This window comes from Enterobacter sp. Sphag1F (genome assembly GCF_014193275.1).
Lineage (GTDB): Bacteria > Pseudomonadota > Gammaproteobacteria > Enterobacterales > Enterobacteriaceae > Pantoea > Pantoea symbiotica.
Window position 1 is genome coordinate 141037 of the sequence record NZ_JACHZD010000001.1, and the last position, 16005, is coordinate 157041.

The following is a 16005-nucleotide window of genomic DNA, read 5'->3' on the forward strand; positions in this document are numbered from 1 at the left end:
CGTAGGGTCGCCATTCATGGCGACCAATGACAAAGATATCCGCTTGCCAAGGTTGATGCACGTTTGCGGACCAGGTCGCCATGAATGGCGACCCTACGGGCGGAACGACGTTATGGGATGTACGCGCCTTATTACTCGCTGTCGTTACGCTTCTGCCCTAACCCATATTCGCGCAGCTTATTGGCAATTGCGGTATGCGAGACGCCGAGGCGTTTCGCCAGTTTGCGCGTGCTGGGATAAGAGAGATAAAGACGCGTCAGCACTGAACGTTCGAAGCGGCTGGTGATGTCATCCAGCGAACCTTCCATCGCCTCTTCGCCCAATGACACATCCAGCGCCTGCTCTGGCAACACAATATCTTGTGGTCCCAACTCGTAACCTTCCAGCTGCGTCAGCGCGCGATACAGCGCATTCTTCAGCTGGCGCACGTTACCCGGCCAGTTGTAACGCGTCAGAAACGGCGTCAGTTGCGATGAGAGGCGCGGACGCGGCAAGCCTTGTTCGTCGGCAAAACGGGCGACAAACATTTCGGTCAGCGGCAAAATATCCAGCGGACGTTCACGCAGCGGTGGCAGATTGAGCGTCAGCACATTCAGGCGATAAAACAGGTCTTCACGGAACTCACCGCGCTGTACCAGCTCGATCAAATTCTTCTGCGTGGCGCAAATAACGCGCACATCAACGTGCACTTCATGCTCTTCACCCACGCGGCGGAAGGTGCCGTCGTTGAGGAAGCGCAATAGTTTGGTCTGCATGCGTGGCGACATTTCGCCAATCTCATCCAGCAATACCGAGCCGCCGTTAGCCTGCTCGAAGAAGCCTTTTTTGCCTTCCAGCGCATTGGGATAAGCTCCGGCAGCGTGACCAAACAGCTCGCTCTCAGCCACATCATCCGGCAATGAGGCGCAGTTCAGCGCCAGGAACGGTTTTTTGCCACGTGCGCTGCGCAGATGACAGGCGCGTGCCAGCATATCTTTGCCGGTGCCGGTATCGCCGACAATCAACAGCGGCGCGTCGTGCATCGCCAGCTTGCGCGCCTGATCGATCACCTGACGCATTTTTGGCGTAACCGCCACGATGTGATCGAACTCCGATTCATCGGTAACGGTAAGATTCTGCAGCTGTCGGCCCATACGCGCCGTCGATTTCAGGGTGATCATTGCACCGACCGGCAGATCGCTCTGGCCCTCTTCTTCTGCCAGATAAATCGGCCGCGCTTCCATCAGGAAATCGCGCCCCTGAATCACCACATGCTGCGCCTGCGCGTCAACGCGTTCATTCTCCAGCCAGCGCTGGAAATTAAAGCCGGTGATTAAGGTGCCAACGTTTTGGTTGCGCAGCTTCTGTTCATCAAGGGTAAACAGATTTTGTGCCGCCGGATTGGCCAACTCGACCTTGCATTTTAGATCGATGGATAACACCGGTTCCGGCATCGCCACCAGCAGCGCACTCAATGCGCGATGCTCACGCTCGGAGGGCATAAACGAAACGGTACGCACATCTGTCACGCCAGGTGTACGGCGTATTTCCGCCATCAGATTGCTGAAGGGTTCAAACTCCAGCGCGGTGAAATTGAGGTAAATGCGACCGAGTGGCGCAATTTCGATGCCGCGCAGGTCGATATTGCGGGCAACCAGCAGGTCGAGCAACTCGCGCGCCAGACCGATTCGGTCCTGGCAGAAAACTTCCAAACGCATTGCGATGAGCCTTAGTCAGGTTTTGATTTTAGTGATAATACGCTAACTTGCAGCGCCTCAGAAGAGGCCTGTCAGGAAAAGTTGACAGCCAGAGGCAGGTGATAGAGGGAAGTGTAGCGGAGCGACCAACAAAAATTCCGCCGAATATGCGTGGTAACACAGATAATTTTACCTTTCACGCCAGTTGCAGCGTGAAAGGTAAGCAAGTGCTGATTATTTAGCAGCCTGCCCTGCTTTATCCCCACTTTTTACCAGGGATTCTTTCAGCTGACCAATTAACTCACGACGGAAATCACCGAGACGCGGCTTATCATCTTCCAGCCACGGTAATGGACGACACAATTCCATCGCTTTAATGCCGAGGCGCGCGGTGAGCAAACCGGCACCGATCCCTTGCGCGGCGCGGGTTGACAGGCGCGCGGCAAGATCCTGCGACATCCAGTCCATTCCGACTTCACGCACCAGTTCGGAAGCACCGGCAAACGCCATGTTGAGCAGCACTAAACGGAACAAGCGGATGCGGCTAAAGTAGCCCAGCTCAATGCCATAAATCGCTGCGATGCGATTCACCAGCCGCAGATTGCGCCAGGCGATAAACGCCATATCCACTAAAGCTAGCGGGCTGACGGCGATCATCAGCGTCGATTCGGCGGCGTGACGGCTGATTTCCCGGCGTGCCTGACGATCCAGCACCGGCTGCACCAGTTGGGCATATAAGGTGACGATTTCACGATCGTTGTGGGTTTCATGTAGCGCCGCATGCCAGCGCTGCAGTGCAGGATGCGCCTGATCGAGCTGAGCCTGCTGCGCCAGCTTTTCACAGAACGCGCGACCTTTGCCCACGCCGTGACTGTGCAGCAGTTCGCGGCCAATATCGCGCTCTTCAGCCCGCTGACGCAGACGATATAAACGACGCCATTCGCCAATCAGCGCGCCTGCACCCGCAGCGACAATCAATGTGCCGGCCACGCCAGTGCCGAGGGTAAACCAGTCGCGCACCATCCACGCATCGTGCAGCGTCTGCGCGCCCTGCGCCATCACGCTGACGCCGAAAATGGCGAGGCCAACGCCCACCATTTTGCGCCACAGGCTGCGTTTTGGCCGCAGCGCAGCTTCCACCACTTTTTCGCCTTCGCCCTCCTCCAGCGGCTCGGCTTCTGCCGTGGCGAGAAAGGCCTTCTCGCTATCCGCGCTAAAGGTTTGTGCTGCGCGCAGCGGTTTTTCCGCTTCCACCGTCAGCGGCCTGGCGAAATCAATGCGTCCTTTTAAAGGTGTTTCGTCGCTCATCGCAATTTATCTCCCAGTAAAAATTCCAGCGCGGCATCCATGCGAATGTGCGGCAGCGGACGATCGACATCCAGCTGCTGTGGCCGGAACTGTTCAAACTGAAATCCCTGCTGCTGCCAGAAATTGTGGCCCGGCAAGCGCGGCGGTACTTCGCCGGGATAGAACGTCAGCGCTTCATTATCGGCTAAACGATGACCGCGTAACGCCGGTAACTTCTCGCCGCGATGATCAACCAGCCCACTTTCCGTTGCCTGCACCGAGGCCAAACCGAGGCAATCCATGTTGATGCCTTCGAACGCCGCGTTTTGCCACGCGTCCTGCACCAGCTGCTGCAACAGCGACACCATATTGGCGTGCTGATCGGAAGTCACATGATCGGCCTTAGTGGCGGCAAACAGCAGCTTATCGATGACCGGAGAAAACAGGCGGCGGAACAGCGTACGCTGACCGTAATGGAAACTCTGCATCAGTTGCGTCAACGCGAGGCGCATATCGTTGAACGCTTGCGGCCCGCTGTTCAGCGGTTGCAGACAATCGACCAGCACGATTTGGCGGTCGAAGCGCAAGAAATGATTTTTGTAGAATCCTTTCACCACGTGCTGGCAGTAATAGTTAAAACGCTGCTGCAGCATAGCGAAGTTACTGCCCGCTGGCGCCTGCGCCAGCTTGCTAACCTGCATCTCATCGACCTGCGGCCACGGGAAGAACTGCAGCGCCGGCGCGCCAGCCATATCGCCCGGCAACACAAAGCGGCCCGGCTGGATAAAGTGCAAGCCTTCGCTTTTGCATTGGTGCAGGTAATCGGTCCAGGCTGCGGCAATCGCTGCCAGACGATTTTCATCGGCGGGTGCAAAAGGATCGAGATCGGCGCACAGGCTGCGCCATTGCGCTGACCATTCGGCGCGATCGCCCTGCAACAAGCCCACCATCTGGCGTGACCAACTGAGATAATCCTGCGCCAGCATCGGCAGATCCAGCAGCCATTCGCCGGGATAATCGACGATTTCGAGGTAGAGCGTGGCGGTATCTTTGAAATGGCGCAGCAACGATTCATCCGGACGATAGCGCAGCGCCAGGCGCATTTCGCTTACGCCACGCGTGGGCGTCGGCCACATCGGCGGCGTGCCGTACAGCTGCGCCAGACCTTCATCGTAGGTGAAACGCGGCGTGCCGAGTTCTCGCTGCGGTACGCGCTTGACGCCCAGCAGGCGATCTTCGCGCACCACGGAAAACAGCGGCAAACGTGCGCCGCTGTGGACATTAAGAAGCTGGTTAACCAGCGAAGTGATAAACGCGGTTTTGCCGCTGCGGCTCAAACCGGTTACAGCGAGGCGAAGATGGCGATCAACACCGCGGTTCATCAACGCCACAAATTCATTTTGCAGTCTTTTCATCGTTCTCCCTGATGAATCGTGCCGATAAGCGTTTAAACGCTTTGCTCAGCAACGGTTCCAGGGCGGCCGCCAGCAACAGGCGCAGCGGACGGCGCGCCACCGATTTCACTGCCCAGCCAGCGATCCCGCCGGGCCCGTAAGTTACTGCGCTAATAATGATAAATTTCCCCGCCGACATCAACGCAGGTGTCGCGCGACGGCGCAGAGCAGTAAAACGTTGAGTTTGCATAGAGCCTCTTATCACAATAGAAGAAGTGGGCCCGAAAGCCCGGGAATTTAGATCTGGCGGAAGCGGCTGCGTACGCTGAACGTTTCTGAAGTGACATAGCGTTCTACTTCACGCACTTTTCGCTCATCGCTTTGCAGCGTTGTTTCCAGCTCGTCGAGCAGTTCACGTGCGCTGGGTGCCCGTTCAGATGAAGCATCGACGGGTTTCTCGTCCAGCACAAAGCCCAGAATAAAATAGGCGACGATGGTGAACATAAACAGCCCAAGGAACAGCGACAGCACCACAATCACACGCAGCAAGCGCACCGGGATATCGAGGTACTCTGCAATACCCGCACACACGCCGCGCACTTTGCCTTGCTGCGGAATGCGCCACAGTTTACGGCCATTCATCATGGTTGCCTCCAGTTTGGATGTTCGGCATCCAAAATGGCTTCCAGCGCTTCCACACGCTCACGCATGCGGCGTGCATCCTGAGTAATTTGTTGCAAACGCTGCAGGTCACTCGACGATAAATCGGCGCCGCCGTTGCGCTTGTTGCTGTAATGCAGCCATAACCAGATTGGTGCGACAAACAGCACGAAAATCGTTAAGGGTATGGCTAGAAAAAGTGCGCTCATTGACTCTCCTTAATCACTAACACCATTTTTAACTCGGGCCTGCAATCAGGCCCGTGGCGATCACTCAGGGCGATTCATTTTGGCTTTCAGCGCGGCCAGCTGCTGGCTGATTTCATCATCGGCTTTCAGCTCGGCGAACTCCTGATCCAGACCTTTTGGCTTACCAAAACGCTGGCTTTCTGCTTCTGCTTCCATGTGATCGATGCGACGTTCAAAAGATTCGAAACGCGCCATTGCATCATCAATCTTGCCGCTATCGAGCTGACGACGCACATCACGTGATGACGATGCCGCCTGATGACGCAGCGTTAACGCTTGCTGCCGTGCACGGGTTTCAGTGAGTTTTTTCTCCAGCTCACCAATCTCGCCTTTCATGCGGTCCAGCGTCTCTTCAACCTGGGTAGATTCCTGCTGCAGCGCAGCAATCAAATCAGTCAGCTTCTGCTTCTCAATTAAAGCAGCACGCGCCAGATCTTCTTTACCTTTGTTGATTGCCAGCTCCGCTTTTTCCTGCCATTCGGCCTGCTGAATTTCAGCCTGCTCGCTGCGGCGCAGCAGCTGTTTCTTTTCGGCCAGCGCGCGGGCTGAGGTTGAACGGACTTCTACCAGCGTGTCTTCCATTTCCTGAATCATCAGGCGTACCAGTTTCTGCGGATCTTCGGCGCGCTCCAGCAGAGAGTTGATGTTAGCGTTCACGATGTCGGCGAAACGAGAAAAAATACCCATAATGATGTTCCTCAAATTTTGTGTGTAGGTGCGCGAGGCGCTCATCACTAATACAATTCGCGTGCCAACTTTTAATTCATTGATTTTATACCATTTGTTTATTTTACATCCGCCAGAACATCCCTTAAGGTAGTGAAATTGATTAATCAGTGGCGAATTTCATCATGTCGAATAGTTCTGACAACCTTTTGGGTGAATCGAATAACTTTCTTGAAGTACTGGAACAGGTTTCGCGCCTGGCACCGCTGGAAAAACCGGTGCTGGTGATTGGCGAACGCGGGACAGGGAAAGAGCTGATCGCCAGCCGCCTGCATTACCTGTCAAACCGGTGGGAAGGCCCGTTTGTTTCGCTGAACTGCGCCGCGCTGAATGAAAACCTGCTCGATTCCGAACTGTTCGGCCATGAAGCTGGCGCGTTTACTGGAGCGCAAAAACGCCATCTGGGACGCTTCGAACGCGCCGATGGCGGCACGCTGTTTCTCGATGAACTCGCCACCGCACCGATGCTGGTGCAGGAGAAATTGCTGCGCGTGATTGAATATGGCCAGCTGGAGCGCGTGGGCGGTAATCAATCTTTGCAGGTCAATGTGCGGCTGGTGTGCGCCACCAATGAAGATCTGCCCGCCCTTGCCGCCGCCGGAAAATTTCGCGCCGACCTGCTCGATCGCCTCGCCTTTGATGTGGTGCAGCTGCCGCCGCTGCGTGAACGCCGCAGCGACATATTGGTGATGGCCAACCATTTCGCTATTCAGATGTGCCGCGAGTTGGGCTTGCCGCTGTTCCCAGGCTTCAGCGATCGCGCCCAGCTGACACTGCTGAATCACAGCTGGCCCGGCAACGTGCGCGAGCTAAAGAACGTGGTCGAGCGTTCGGTCTATCGCCACCACAGCGCCGACGAGGAGCTGGATAACATCATCATTAACCCGTTTGCACCACGCACGCCGCCAGCCAACGTTGTCGCTTCACCCGAAACCTCTACTTTGCCTTCCCTGCCGCTGGATTTACGTCAGTGGCAAAATCAGCAGGAACGCGAGATGGTTGAAGCGAGTTTGCAGCAGGCCAAATACAATCAGCGCCGCGCCGCCGGGTTGTTGCGTGTGACCTACCATCAGTTGCGGGCCATGATGAAAAAGCACGGGATTCAAGCCCGCGACGAGGATTAGCCAGGTCGCCATAAGTGGCGCCCCTACGTGTAATTTGTTTTTTTAAGCAAACCGCACGGTGTTTTTTTCTAACTGTTTCGAGTGGAAGCAAGGCGGCAAGCGAGGACATCCCTGGGAGCATACATAAGTATGTGACCAGGGTGGACGAGCGCAGCCAACGCAGCAGCCGCTCGAAACAGGACGAAAAAAGGCCCGCGGATTAACGCGGGCAACTAATACTGGAAGCAATGTGAGCAATGTCGTGCTCTTCTTCGGTAGAGCCACCGTCGAAGCGCAGAAGAATAATAATCATTCTTATTATCATCTGTAAACCCCTAATTGAGAATTTTTCTCATTTCCACACAGAGATTGTGATTACCCCATCGCCATTTTGGCGAAAAACTCAGCAGAAATGTCGCGAATTTGGGGAGTACGTGACGTTTAAGATACACTCACGCTATTGCCTCAGAATCGTTGAGTTCTATGCCAAAATTATTCCCCTCTCTGCTGCTTGGTCTCAGCATGATGAGCGCGTCAGCGTGGGCCGCGCCAACGGACAACATCCGCAATAGCGGCTTTGTCTATTGCGTTAACGGCACGGTTAATACCTTCAACCCACAAATGGTCAGCAGCGGCTTAGTCGTCGACACTCTGGCGGCCCAGCTGTATGACCGGCTGCTGGACGTGGATCCTTATACTTATCGATTGATTCCCGACCTCGCCCAGAGCTGGGAAGTGCGGGATAACGGCGCAACCTACCGTTTCCACCTGCGCAAAGATGTCGCCTTCCAGCACACCAACTGGTTTAAACCGACGCGTAAAATGAACGCCGATGATGTGGTGTTCAGCTTTGCGCGCATGTTTGATCGCAAACATCCGTGGCATAACGTCAACGGCGGCAGCTATCCCTATTTTGATAGCCTGCAGTTTGCCGATTCAGTGCAGAGCGTGAAAAAGCTCGATAGCGATACGGTTGAAATCCGCCTCAACAGCCCGGACGCCTCATTCCTGTGGCACATCGCGACGCATTACGCGCCGATTCTGTCGCAGGAGTACGCCAATAATCTCAGCGCCAAAGGCCAGCAGGAACAGCTGGATCGCGAACCGGTCGGCACCGGCCCGTTCCAACTGAGCGAATACCGCACCGGACAATATCTGCGCCTCGCGCGCAATCCACAATACTGGAAAGGCGTGCCGCGTCTGCAGCAGGTGGTGATTGATTTGGGCGTTGGCGGCACCGGACGTCTGTCTAAACTGCTGACCGGCGAATGCGATGTACTGGCCTATCCCGCCGCCAGCCAGTTGAGCATTTTGCGTGACGATCCGCGTCTGCGCATGACGCTGCGTCCTGGTATGAACATCGCCTATCTGGCGTTCAATACCCGCAAGCCGCCACTCGATCGCCCGGAAGTGCGTCACGCGCTGGCTTTAGCGATCAATAACGAACGCCTGATGGAGTCGATCTATTACGGTACCGCCGAAACTGCCGCCTCGATTCTGCCGCGGGCGTCCTGGGCTTATGACAATGATGCGCGCGTCACCGAATACAACCCGGCCAAAGCGCGTGAAGAGTTGAAAGCGCTGGGGCTGGAAGATCTGCATTTACGTCTGGTTGTGCCCTCTTCCTCGCAGTCGTGGAATCCCAGCCCGCTGAAAACCGCCGAGCTGTTGCAGGCGGATTTGGCGCAGATTGGCGTGCGCGTCACCATCGCGCCGGTGGAAGGCCGCTTCCAGGAAGCGCAGTTAATGGAGATGAATCACGATCTCACGCTTACCGGCTGGGCGACCGACAGTAACGATCCCGACAGTTTCTTCCGCCCACTATTAAGCTGCGCGGCGATCCGTTCGCAGACCAACTACGCACACTGGTGCTCGCCTGCCTTTGATGAGGCGTTGCAGCACGCGCTATTGTCCCAGCAGCTGTCGGCACGCATTGATAGCTACGACAAGGCGCAGCAGATTTTGGCGCAAGAGCTGCCGGTGCTGCCGCTGGCGTCGTCGCTGCGTTTGCAAGCCTATCGGCATGACATCAAAGGTTTGGTGTTAAGCCCGTTTGGTAACGCCTCGTTCGCCGGCGTTTACCGCGATGAGAGCAGCGAGGAGTAGGCATGATTATCTATATTCTGCGTCGCGTGGTGCTGCTGCTGATCACCCTGTTTTTGCTGTCGCTGGTGAGCTTTAGCCTGAGCTACTTCACGCCAAACGCCCCGCTCGAAGGCGCGTCGCTGTTTGATGCGTGGTGGTTCTGGTTTAAAGGATTACTGCAGTTTGATTTCGGCGTCTCCAGCACCAACGGCCAGCCGATTGATCTTCAGCTGCGCGAAGTGTTCCCCGCCACGCTGGAGCTGTGCGTGATGGCGTTTATTCTGGCGCTGCTGGTGGGCATTCCGCTGGGAATTTGCGCCGGCGTGATGCGCAAAAAATGGCAGGATAAAGCCATCAGCGCGCTGGCGTTGCTCGGCTTCTCGATGCCGGTGTTTTGGCTGGCGCTGCTGTTTACGCTGTTCTTCTCATTAACGCTCGGCTGGTTGCCGGTTTCCGGGCGTTTCGACCTGCTCTATCCGGTGCAAAACGTTACCGGCTTTGCGCTGATTGATGCCTGGCTGAGCCCATCGCCGTGGCGGCATGAAATGCTGATCAGCGCCTTAACGCACATGATTTTGCCGGTGGTGGTGTTGGCGGTTGCACCTGCTACTGAGATGATTCGCTTGCTGCGCAGCAGCACCAGCGATGTGATGGACAAAAACTACGTCAAAGCTGCCGCCACACGCGGGCTGTCACGCTTCACGGTGATCCGCCGCCACGTGCTGCACAACGCGCTGCCGCCAGTGATTCCGCGCCTTGGCCTGCAATTTTCCACCATGTTGACATTGGCGATGATCACCGAAGTGGTGTTCAACTGGCCGGGAATTGGCCGCTGGCTGATTAACGCCATTCGCCAGCAGGATTACGCGGCGATTTCCGCTGGCGTGATGGTGGTTGGCGGGCTGGTGATTCTGGTCAGCGTGTTGTCCGATATTCTCGGTGCGGCACTTAACCCGCTGAAACATAAGGAATGGTATGCCCTTAGATAATGTCTACGACGAAAAGCGGCTGCCCAGCACGCTGCGTCGCAGCTGGCAGCGCTTGTACCGCGATACCAGCGGCATGGTCGGCTTGTACGGCTTTGGCCTGCTGCTGTTCCTGTGCCTGTTTGGCGGCTTGCTGGCGCCGTATGGCATCGATCAGCAATTCCTCGGTTATCAGCTGCTGCCGCCGTCGTGGTCACGCTATGGCGATGTCTCCTTTTTCCTCGGCACCGACGATTTAGGTCGCGATGTGCTGAGCCGCCTGCTGAGCGGCGTAGCGCCAACCGTCGGCTCGGCGATTCTGGTGACGGTGCTGGCGGCGATTTGCGCGCTGGTGCTTGGTGTGTTTGCCGGTATCACGCACGGCGTGCGCTCGGCGGTGATGAATCACGTGCTGGATACCTTGCTGTCGATTCCCTCGCTGCTGCTGGCGATTATCGTGGTGGCGTTTCTCGGCCCGCGCCTGGAACACGCGATGCTGGCGGTGTTTCTCGCGCTGATCCCACGTCTGGTGCGCGAGATCTATACTGCTGTGCATGATGAGATGGAAAAAGAGTATGTGGTGGCGCTGCGTCTTGATGGCGCGCGCAACCTGAATATTTTGTGGAATGCGGTGCTGCCTAACGTGCTGCCGCTGCTGGTGAGCGAATTTACCCGCTCGCTGTCGATGGCGATTCTCGACATCGCCGCACTTGGTTTCCTCGATCTTGGCGCGCAGCTACCGTCACCCGAATGGGGTGCGATGCTGGGTGACGCGCTGGAGCTGATCTACGTTGCGCCCTGGACGGTGATGCTACCGGGCGTGGCGCTGATGGTCAGCGTATTGATCGTTAACCTGCTGGGCGACGGCATTCGTCGCGCTGTAGAAGCGGGAGTTGAATAATGCCGCTACTGGATATCCGTAACCTGACCATCGAATTTATGACCGCTGACGGTCCGGTCAAAGCGGTCGATCGCATCAACCTAACGCTGACCGAAGGCGAAATCCGTGGGCTGGTCGGCGAATCAGGTTCAGGTAAAAGTCTGATCGCCAAAGCGATTTGCGGCGTCACCAAAGATAACTGGCGCGTCACCGCCGATCGCATGGTGTTTGATGATATCGATCTGCTGCGCCTGTCACCGCGCGAACGCCGTCGGATTGTCGGTCATAACGTGTCGATGATTTTCCAGGAGCCGCAATCCTGTCTTGATCCGTCGGAAAGTATCGGTCGCCAGTTGATGCAGGCGATTCCGCGCTGGACGCATAAAGGTCGCTGGTTTAAACGGCTGTGGTTCTGGCGCAAAGTGCGCGCCATTGAGTTGCTGCACCGCGTCGGTATCAAAGATCATAAAGACATCATGCGCAGTTTCCCGTACGAACTCACCGACGGCGAATGCCAGAAAGTGATGATCGCCATCGCGCTGGCCAACCAGCCGCGTTTGCTGATCGCTGATGAACCGACCAATGCGATGGAGCCGACCACGCAGGCGCAGATTTTCCGTCTGCTGAGTCGCCTCAACCAGAATAACAACACCACCATTTTGCTGATCAGCCACGATCTGCGCACCATGAGCCACTGGGCCGACCGCATCAATGTGATGTATTGCGGGCAAACAGTGGAAAGTGCGCAAAGCGAAGATTTGATGGAGTCGCCGCATCATCCTTACACTCAGGCGCTGATCCGTGCGATGCCCGATTTCGGTAGCGCGCTGCCGCACAAAAGCCGCCTGAACACACTGTCTGGCGCGATTCCTTCGCTGGAACATTTGCCGATTGGCTGTCGTTTGGGGCCGCGTTGCCCGTATGCGCAGCGTAAGTGCATCGAAACGCCGCGTCTGACCGGCAATAAAGCGCATCTGTTTGCCTGCCACTTCCCACTGAATATGGAGAGCCAGTAAACATGGAAACGCTGCTGGAAGTGCGCAACCTGAGTAAAACCTACCGCTATCGCACCGGCCTGTTTCGTCGTCAGCACGTTGAGGCGGTGAAAGGCGTCAGTTTTACCCTGCGTGAGAAACAGACGCTGGCGGTGATTGGTGAAAACGGTTCGGGGAAATCGACGCTGGCGAAGATGCTCAGCGGCATGGTCGAGCCGAGCGAAGGCGAAATGCTGATTGACGATCACCCGCTGGAGTACGGCGATTACGGCTATCGCAGCCAGCGCATTCGCATGATTTTTCAGGATCCTTCAACCTCGCTCAATCCGCGTCAGCGCATCAGCCAGATTCTCGATTTCCCGCTGCGCCTGAATACCGAGTTGGATGATGTAGCGCGCGAAAAACGCATTATTGCCACGCTGCGTCAGGTCGGCTTATTGCGCGATCACGCCGGATACTATCCGCACATGCTGGCGCCCGGCCAGAAGCAGCGTCTGGCGCTGGCGCGTGCGCTGATTCTGCAGCCGAAAGTGATCGTCGCCGATGAAGCCCTCGCCTCGCTGGATATGACCATGCGTTCGCAGTTGGTGAACCTGATGCTGGAACTGCAGGAGAAGCACGGCATCGCCTATATTTATGTCACGCAGCATCTCGGCATGATGAAGCACATCAGCGATCAGGTGCTGGTGATGCATCAGGGCGAAGTGGTTGAGCGCGGCGGCACCGCCGATGTCCTGGCCTCGCCGCTGCACGATCTCACCAAACGCCTGATCACCAGCCACTTTGGTGAAGCCTTAACCGCCGAAGCCTGGCGCCGCGAGCGTTAAGGCGCGGAAAACGCGGTGCGATTTACCGCATTTATACAGACGTGCTAGACTTCGCACGAGATTAACGTCGGTCGCCTAATTTTCAACCATCGCGACCGCCAACAACAATGACCAAAAGGATTACAGCTATGGGTTTTCTTTCCGGTAAGCGCATTCTGATTACTGGCGTTGCCAGTAAACTCTCAATCGCCTACGGTATTGCGCAGGCGATGCACAAACAGGGCGCAGAACTGGCTTTCACCTACCAGAACGACAAACTGAAAAGTCGTGTGGAAGAGTTTGCTAAAGATCTGGGTTCAGACATTGTTCTGCCATGCGATGTGGCTGAAGACGAGAGCATCACTGCGCTGTTCACCGAACTGGCAAAAACCTGGCCGAAATTTGACGGTTTCGTTCACTCCATCGGTTTCGCACCTGGCGATCAGCTGGATGGCGACTACGTGAATGCCGTCACCCGTGAAGGCTTCAAAATCGCTCACGACATCAGCGCGTACAGCTTTGTGGCGATGGCGAAAGAGTGCCGTGCGATGCTGAACCCGAATTCTGCCCTGCTGACCTTGTCTTACCTGGGTGCAGAGCGCGCCATCCCGAACTACAACGTGATGGGTCTGGCGAAAGCCTCTCTGGAAGCTAACGTGCGCTACATGGCGAACGCAATGGGTCCAGAGGGCACGCGTGTTAACGCCGTTTCTGCCGGTCCAATCCGTACGCTGGCTGCATCAGGCATCAAAGATTTCCGTAAGATGCTGGCACACTGCGAAGCGGTTACCCCGATTCGTCGTACCGTTACCATCGAAGACGTGGGTAACTCAGCGGCATTCCTGTGCTCTGATCTGGCGGGTGGTATCACTGGTGAAGTGGTACACGTTGATGGCGGCTTCAGCATTGCCGCAATGAACGAGCTGGAACTGAAATAAGATTTACGTAGGGTCGCCATTCATGGCGACCTCTCTTTCAAAAAAATCCCCCCTTATACTCGTAAGCTATTAATTATTCCCCATCATTCTTTTGCCGCGGACGGCCGTTCAGCGACGATAAGCTAGCCCTTTGTTGCATGCCTGCTTTTCAGATTCGCACGCTATGCAGCAAGTCCGTTTTTAGCGCAAGGAATGACCATGGAACAACGCCGTTCTCCCGGCCATGACCACTGGTTTTATGAAAGCCAGACTCGCCCGAATAGCACCGCCACTGCGCCGCTGGTGCCCGAAGCCGCCTATATCGACGATCGTTTCTTACTCGGTTTGCAACAGGAAGCGACCGCGCTACAGCCGCTGCTGTCGCGTTTTCAGCCTGCGTTATTGGCCGCGCGCGATCTCAGCCAGATTCTGTTTCCCGATACGCTTGCCACCAGTTTGACCCACACCTTAACGCTGTACGATCGCCTCAGCACCGCGCTGACGGTGGCGCAGGTCGCCGGCGTGCAGCGCCTGTGCAATCACTACTCCGCCCGGCTCAATCCGTTGCCTGGCCCGGACTCATCACGCGAAAGTAATAATCGCCTGACGCAAATCACCCAGTATGCGCGCCAGCTGGCAATGCAGCCGGAACTGATCACCGCCAACAGCATCAGCGCGCTGGACGCGGTGGGTTTAACCGAGCCGGATATCGTCACGCTGAATCAGCTGGTGGGATATGTCAGCTATCAGTCGCGCGTGGTGGCCGCGCTGCAGGCGATGATGGGCTTGCCGGTGCGCTGGATTCCGGGCGTTTCACCGCCGCCGGATGCCAGCGCAGAGCTGTTCACACGCAACGACGGCTGGCAGCATGCACTGAAACCGGTTGAACTGCGCTACGCCAGCGCCGATCAGCTGGCGGCGGTCACCTTCTGTCAGGGCATTGAGGGATTGGATGATGCCATTTGGCTGCTGGTGCACGATGCGCAAGCGCTGTATGGCTTTGCCACTCTGAAGCAGCGGCTGAGTGAACATTTTGCCGAGGATGAAGCGCTGGCGCAGGCGGTCAGCGCGCGGGTGCTGGGTTGTCGACGTCAGTTTCATCGTGTTTCTGATGAATGGCGAGCCGCGCTGTTGCAGGATGTCGAAGGCGCTGCCGCAGCTTCGCCGGTGATTTTACTCAGCGCCCAGCTCACTCGCCTGCCCGACCGCTTCAGCGCTGCGCATCTGCAGCCACTGTTGAATGCCGGCTGGGGCAGCGAACGCATCTTCACCTTGTTACAAGCGGTGGCTTTCGCCAGCTGGCAGGATCGCGTGCTGATGGCGCTCGGCGAAACCCGTTAATCGGGAAGATGCCGCCGCGCTTCATCAAAGAAATGCTGAGCCAGCGGCGATGCTCTGCCCGGCTCGGCAATCACTAACGCCGCCTGCCTGCCCATCGGCGCAATTTCAATCGGCCGCCGCGCCAGATTCTGCATCAGCTCCGGCAACAGATGCCCGCAGGGCGACACCATCACGCCGAGGCCAACCTGCGCACTTTGCAGCAGTTGCATAATCGACGCGCTCTCAACAATCACGCGCGGAATCAAGCCGGTTTCACGCAATTGCCCATCAAGATAACGACGAAAATAGCGCGTCGGTTCCGCCAGACACAGCGGCTGGCTGGCAAGCGTGGTGAGCGAGATGCTCTCTTGCTCCAGCAGCACCGGGAAATGCCCCGGATTAAACAGCGCTTCGACGCCCGGATCTTTCAGCAGAGCGGTTTGGAAATGCAGCTCGCGCAATGACGTCAGTTCAAAGAAGCCGATACCGCCATCGACGGTGTGGCTGTTGAGCGCTTCCAGTAACTGATCGGCGCTCATCGCGGCAACGCGATAGTCGAGCTGCGGATAACGCGCTTCCACCGCTTTCAACAATGCGGGCAGCGCCACGCTGCATTGCGGCATAACACCAAGCCGCAAGGTGCCGTTGACGCCATGTTTGAGCGACTCCACTTCCAGCTTCAATCCCTGATACACCGAGACAATTTCCCGCGCCCAGGTCAGCACGCGTTCGCCTTCCGGCGTAAAGCCATCGAAATTGTTACTGCGGTTGATCAGCGACAGCCCTAATTCGCGCTCAAGGTTTTTCAGACGCATCGACAGCGTCGGCTGGCTGACAAAGCTGGCTTCTGCTGCACGGCCAAAGTGGCGTTCGCGTTCCAGATTACATAGGTAAATTAATTGTTTGATGTCCATGGAAAGCAGAATTGGCTGGAAAACGGCAG

Annotated in this window: 16 protein-coding genes; 8 read left to right on the forward strand and 8 right to left on the reverse strand. The window is 56.7% G+C overall.

The features are described from left to right. Positions 1–131: 131 nt before the first annotated feature. The 7 genes from tyrR to pspA form a co-directional block, all read right to left on the reverse strand. Complete coding sequence (gene tyrR, locus FHW71_RS00610; RefSeq protein WP_154193552.1) at positions 132–1697, reverse strand: transcriptional regulator TyrR; 1566 nt, start codon at positions 1695–1697, stop codon at positions 132–134. A 213-nt stretch (positions 1698–1910) separates the two neighbouring features. Beyond that, on the reverse strand, positions 1911–2984 hold the full coding sequence (locus FHW71_RS00615; protein WP_179450721.1) for a YcjF family protein: 1074 nt from the start codon (positions 2982–2984) through the stop codon (positions 1911–1913). Then, positions 2981–4378 (reverse strand): YcjX family protein, encoded by a 1398-nt coding sequence (locus tag FHW71_RS00620; RefSeq protein WP_154193556.1) that lies wholly within the window; start codon positions 4376–4378, stop codon positions 2981–2983. The genes FHW71_RS00615 and FHW71_RS00620 overlap by 4 nt, the downstream gene beginning before the upstream one ends. Next, complete coding sequence (pspD, locus tag FHW71_RS00625) at positions 4359–4607, reverse strand: phage shock protein PspD (protein ID WP_007888070.1); 249 nt, start codon at positions 4605–4607, stop codon at positions 4359–4361. The genes FHW71_RS00620 and pspD overlap by 20 nt, the downstream gene beginning before the upstream one ends. A 47-nt stretch (positions 4608–4654) precedes the next feature. After that, the gene (gene pspC, locus FHW71_RS00630; RefSeq protein ID WP_008106469.1) at positions 4655–5002 is read right to left on the reverse strand and encodes an envelope stress response membrane protein PspC; all 348 of its coding nucleotides are present in this window, start codon (positions 5000–5002) and stop codon (positions 4655–4657) included. Further along, on the reverse strand, positions 4999–5226 hold the full coding sequence (pspB, locus tag FHW71_RS00635; protein ID WP_007888081.1) for an envelope stress response membrane protein PspB: 228 nt from the start codon (positions 5224–5226) through the stop codon (positions 4999–5001). The genes pspC and pspB overlap by 4 nt, the downstream gene beginning before the upstream one ends. Positions 5227–5286: 60 nt before the next feature. Further along, positions 5287–5952, reverse strand: coding sequence for a phage shock protein PspA (pspA, locus tag FHW71_RS00640; RefSeq protein ID WP_008106471.1), 666 nt, complete (start codon positions 5950–5952; stop codon positions 5287–5289). Positions 5953–6116: 164 nt separating this feature from the next. Between pspA and pspF the strand changes: the two genes are divergently transcribed. The 8 genes from pspF to FHW71_RS00680 all read left to right on the forward strand — a co-directional run bounded on the left by pspF (position 6117) and on the right by FHW71_RS00680 (position 15083). Next, positions 6117–7115 (forward strand): phage shock protein operon transcriptional activator, encoded by a 999-nt coding sequence (pspF, locus tag FHW71_RS00645; protein WP_179450719.1) that lies wholly within the window; start codon positions 6117–6119, stop codon positions 7113–7115. Positions 7116–7577: 462 nt separating this feature from the next. Further along, on the forward strand, positions 7578–9200 hold the full coding sequence (sapA, locus tag FHW71_RS00650; RefSeq protein WP_008106478.1) for an ABC transporter substrate-binding protein SapA: 1623 nt from the start codon (positions 7578–7580) through the stop codon (positions 9198–9200). A gap of 2 nt (positions 9201–9202) precedes the next feature. Continuing rightward, complete coding sequence (sapB, locus tag FHW71_RS00655) at positions 9203–10168, forward strand: putrescine export ABC transporter permease SapB (protein WP_008106480.1); 966 nt, start codon at positions 9203–9205, stop codon at positions 10166–10168. Beyond that, on the forward strand, positions 10155–11045 hold the full coding sequence (gene sapC / locus FHW71_RS00660; protein WP_008106482.1) for a putrescine export ABC transporter permease SapC: 891 nt from the start codon (positions 10155–10157) through the stop codon (positions 11043–11045). Before sapB ends, sapC begins: the two co-directional genes overlap by 14 nt. Next, a complete protein-coding gene (gene sapD / locus FHW71_RS00665) occupies positions 11045–12040 on the forward strand; it encodes a putrescine export ABC transporter ATP-binding protein SapD (RefSeq protein ID WP_008106483.1) in 996 nt (331 codons plus the stop codon). The genes sapC and sapD overlap by 1 nt, the downstream gene beginning before the upstream one ends. A gap of 2 nt (positions 12041–12042) precedes the next feature. Then, positions 12043–12846 carry a putrescine export ABC transporter ATP-binding protein SapF gene (gene sapF, locus FHW71_RS00670; RefSeq protein WP_179450717.1) on the forward strand — a complete coding sequence of 268 codons (804 nt, stop codon included), beginning with the start codon at positions 12043–12045 and terminating at the stop codon, positions 12844–12846. A 128-nt stretch (positions 12847–12974) separates the two neighbouring features. Continuing rightward, positions 12975–13763 (forward strand): enoyl-ACP reductase FabI, encoded by a 789-nt coding sequence (gene fabI / locus FHW71_RS00675; protein ID WP_007892455.1) that lies wholly within the window; start codon positions 12975–12977, stop codon positions 13761–13763. Positions 13764–13961: 198 nt separating this feature from the next. After that, complete coding sequence (locus FHW71_RS00680; RefSeq protein WP_179450715.1) at positions 13962–15083, forward strand: oxidoreductase; 1122 nt, start codon at positions 13962–13964, stop codon at positions 15081–15083. Here the strand turns inward: FHW71_RS00680 and FHW71_RS00685 are convergent. Further along, positions 15080–15976 carry a LysR family transcriptional regulator gene (locus tag FHW71_RS00685; protein ID WP_179450713.1) on the reverse strand — a complete coding sequence of 299 codons (897 nt, stop codon included), beginning with the start codon at positions 15974–15976 and terminating at the stop codon, positions 15080–15082. The two genes, FHW71_RS00680 and FHW71_RS00685, sit on opposite strands and share 4 nt — an antisense overlap. Between the last annotated feature and the right edge of the window lie 29 nt (positions 15977–16005).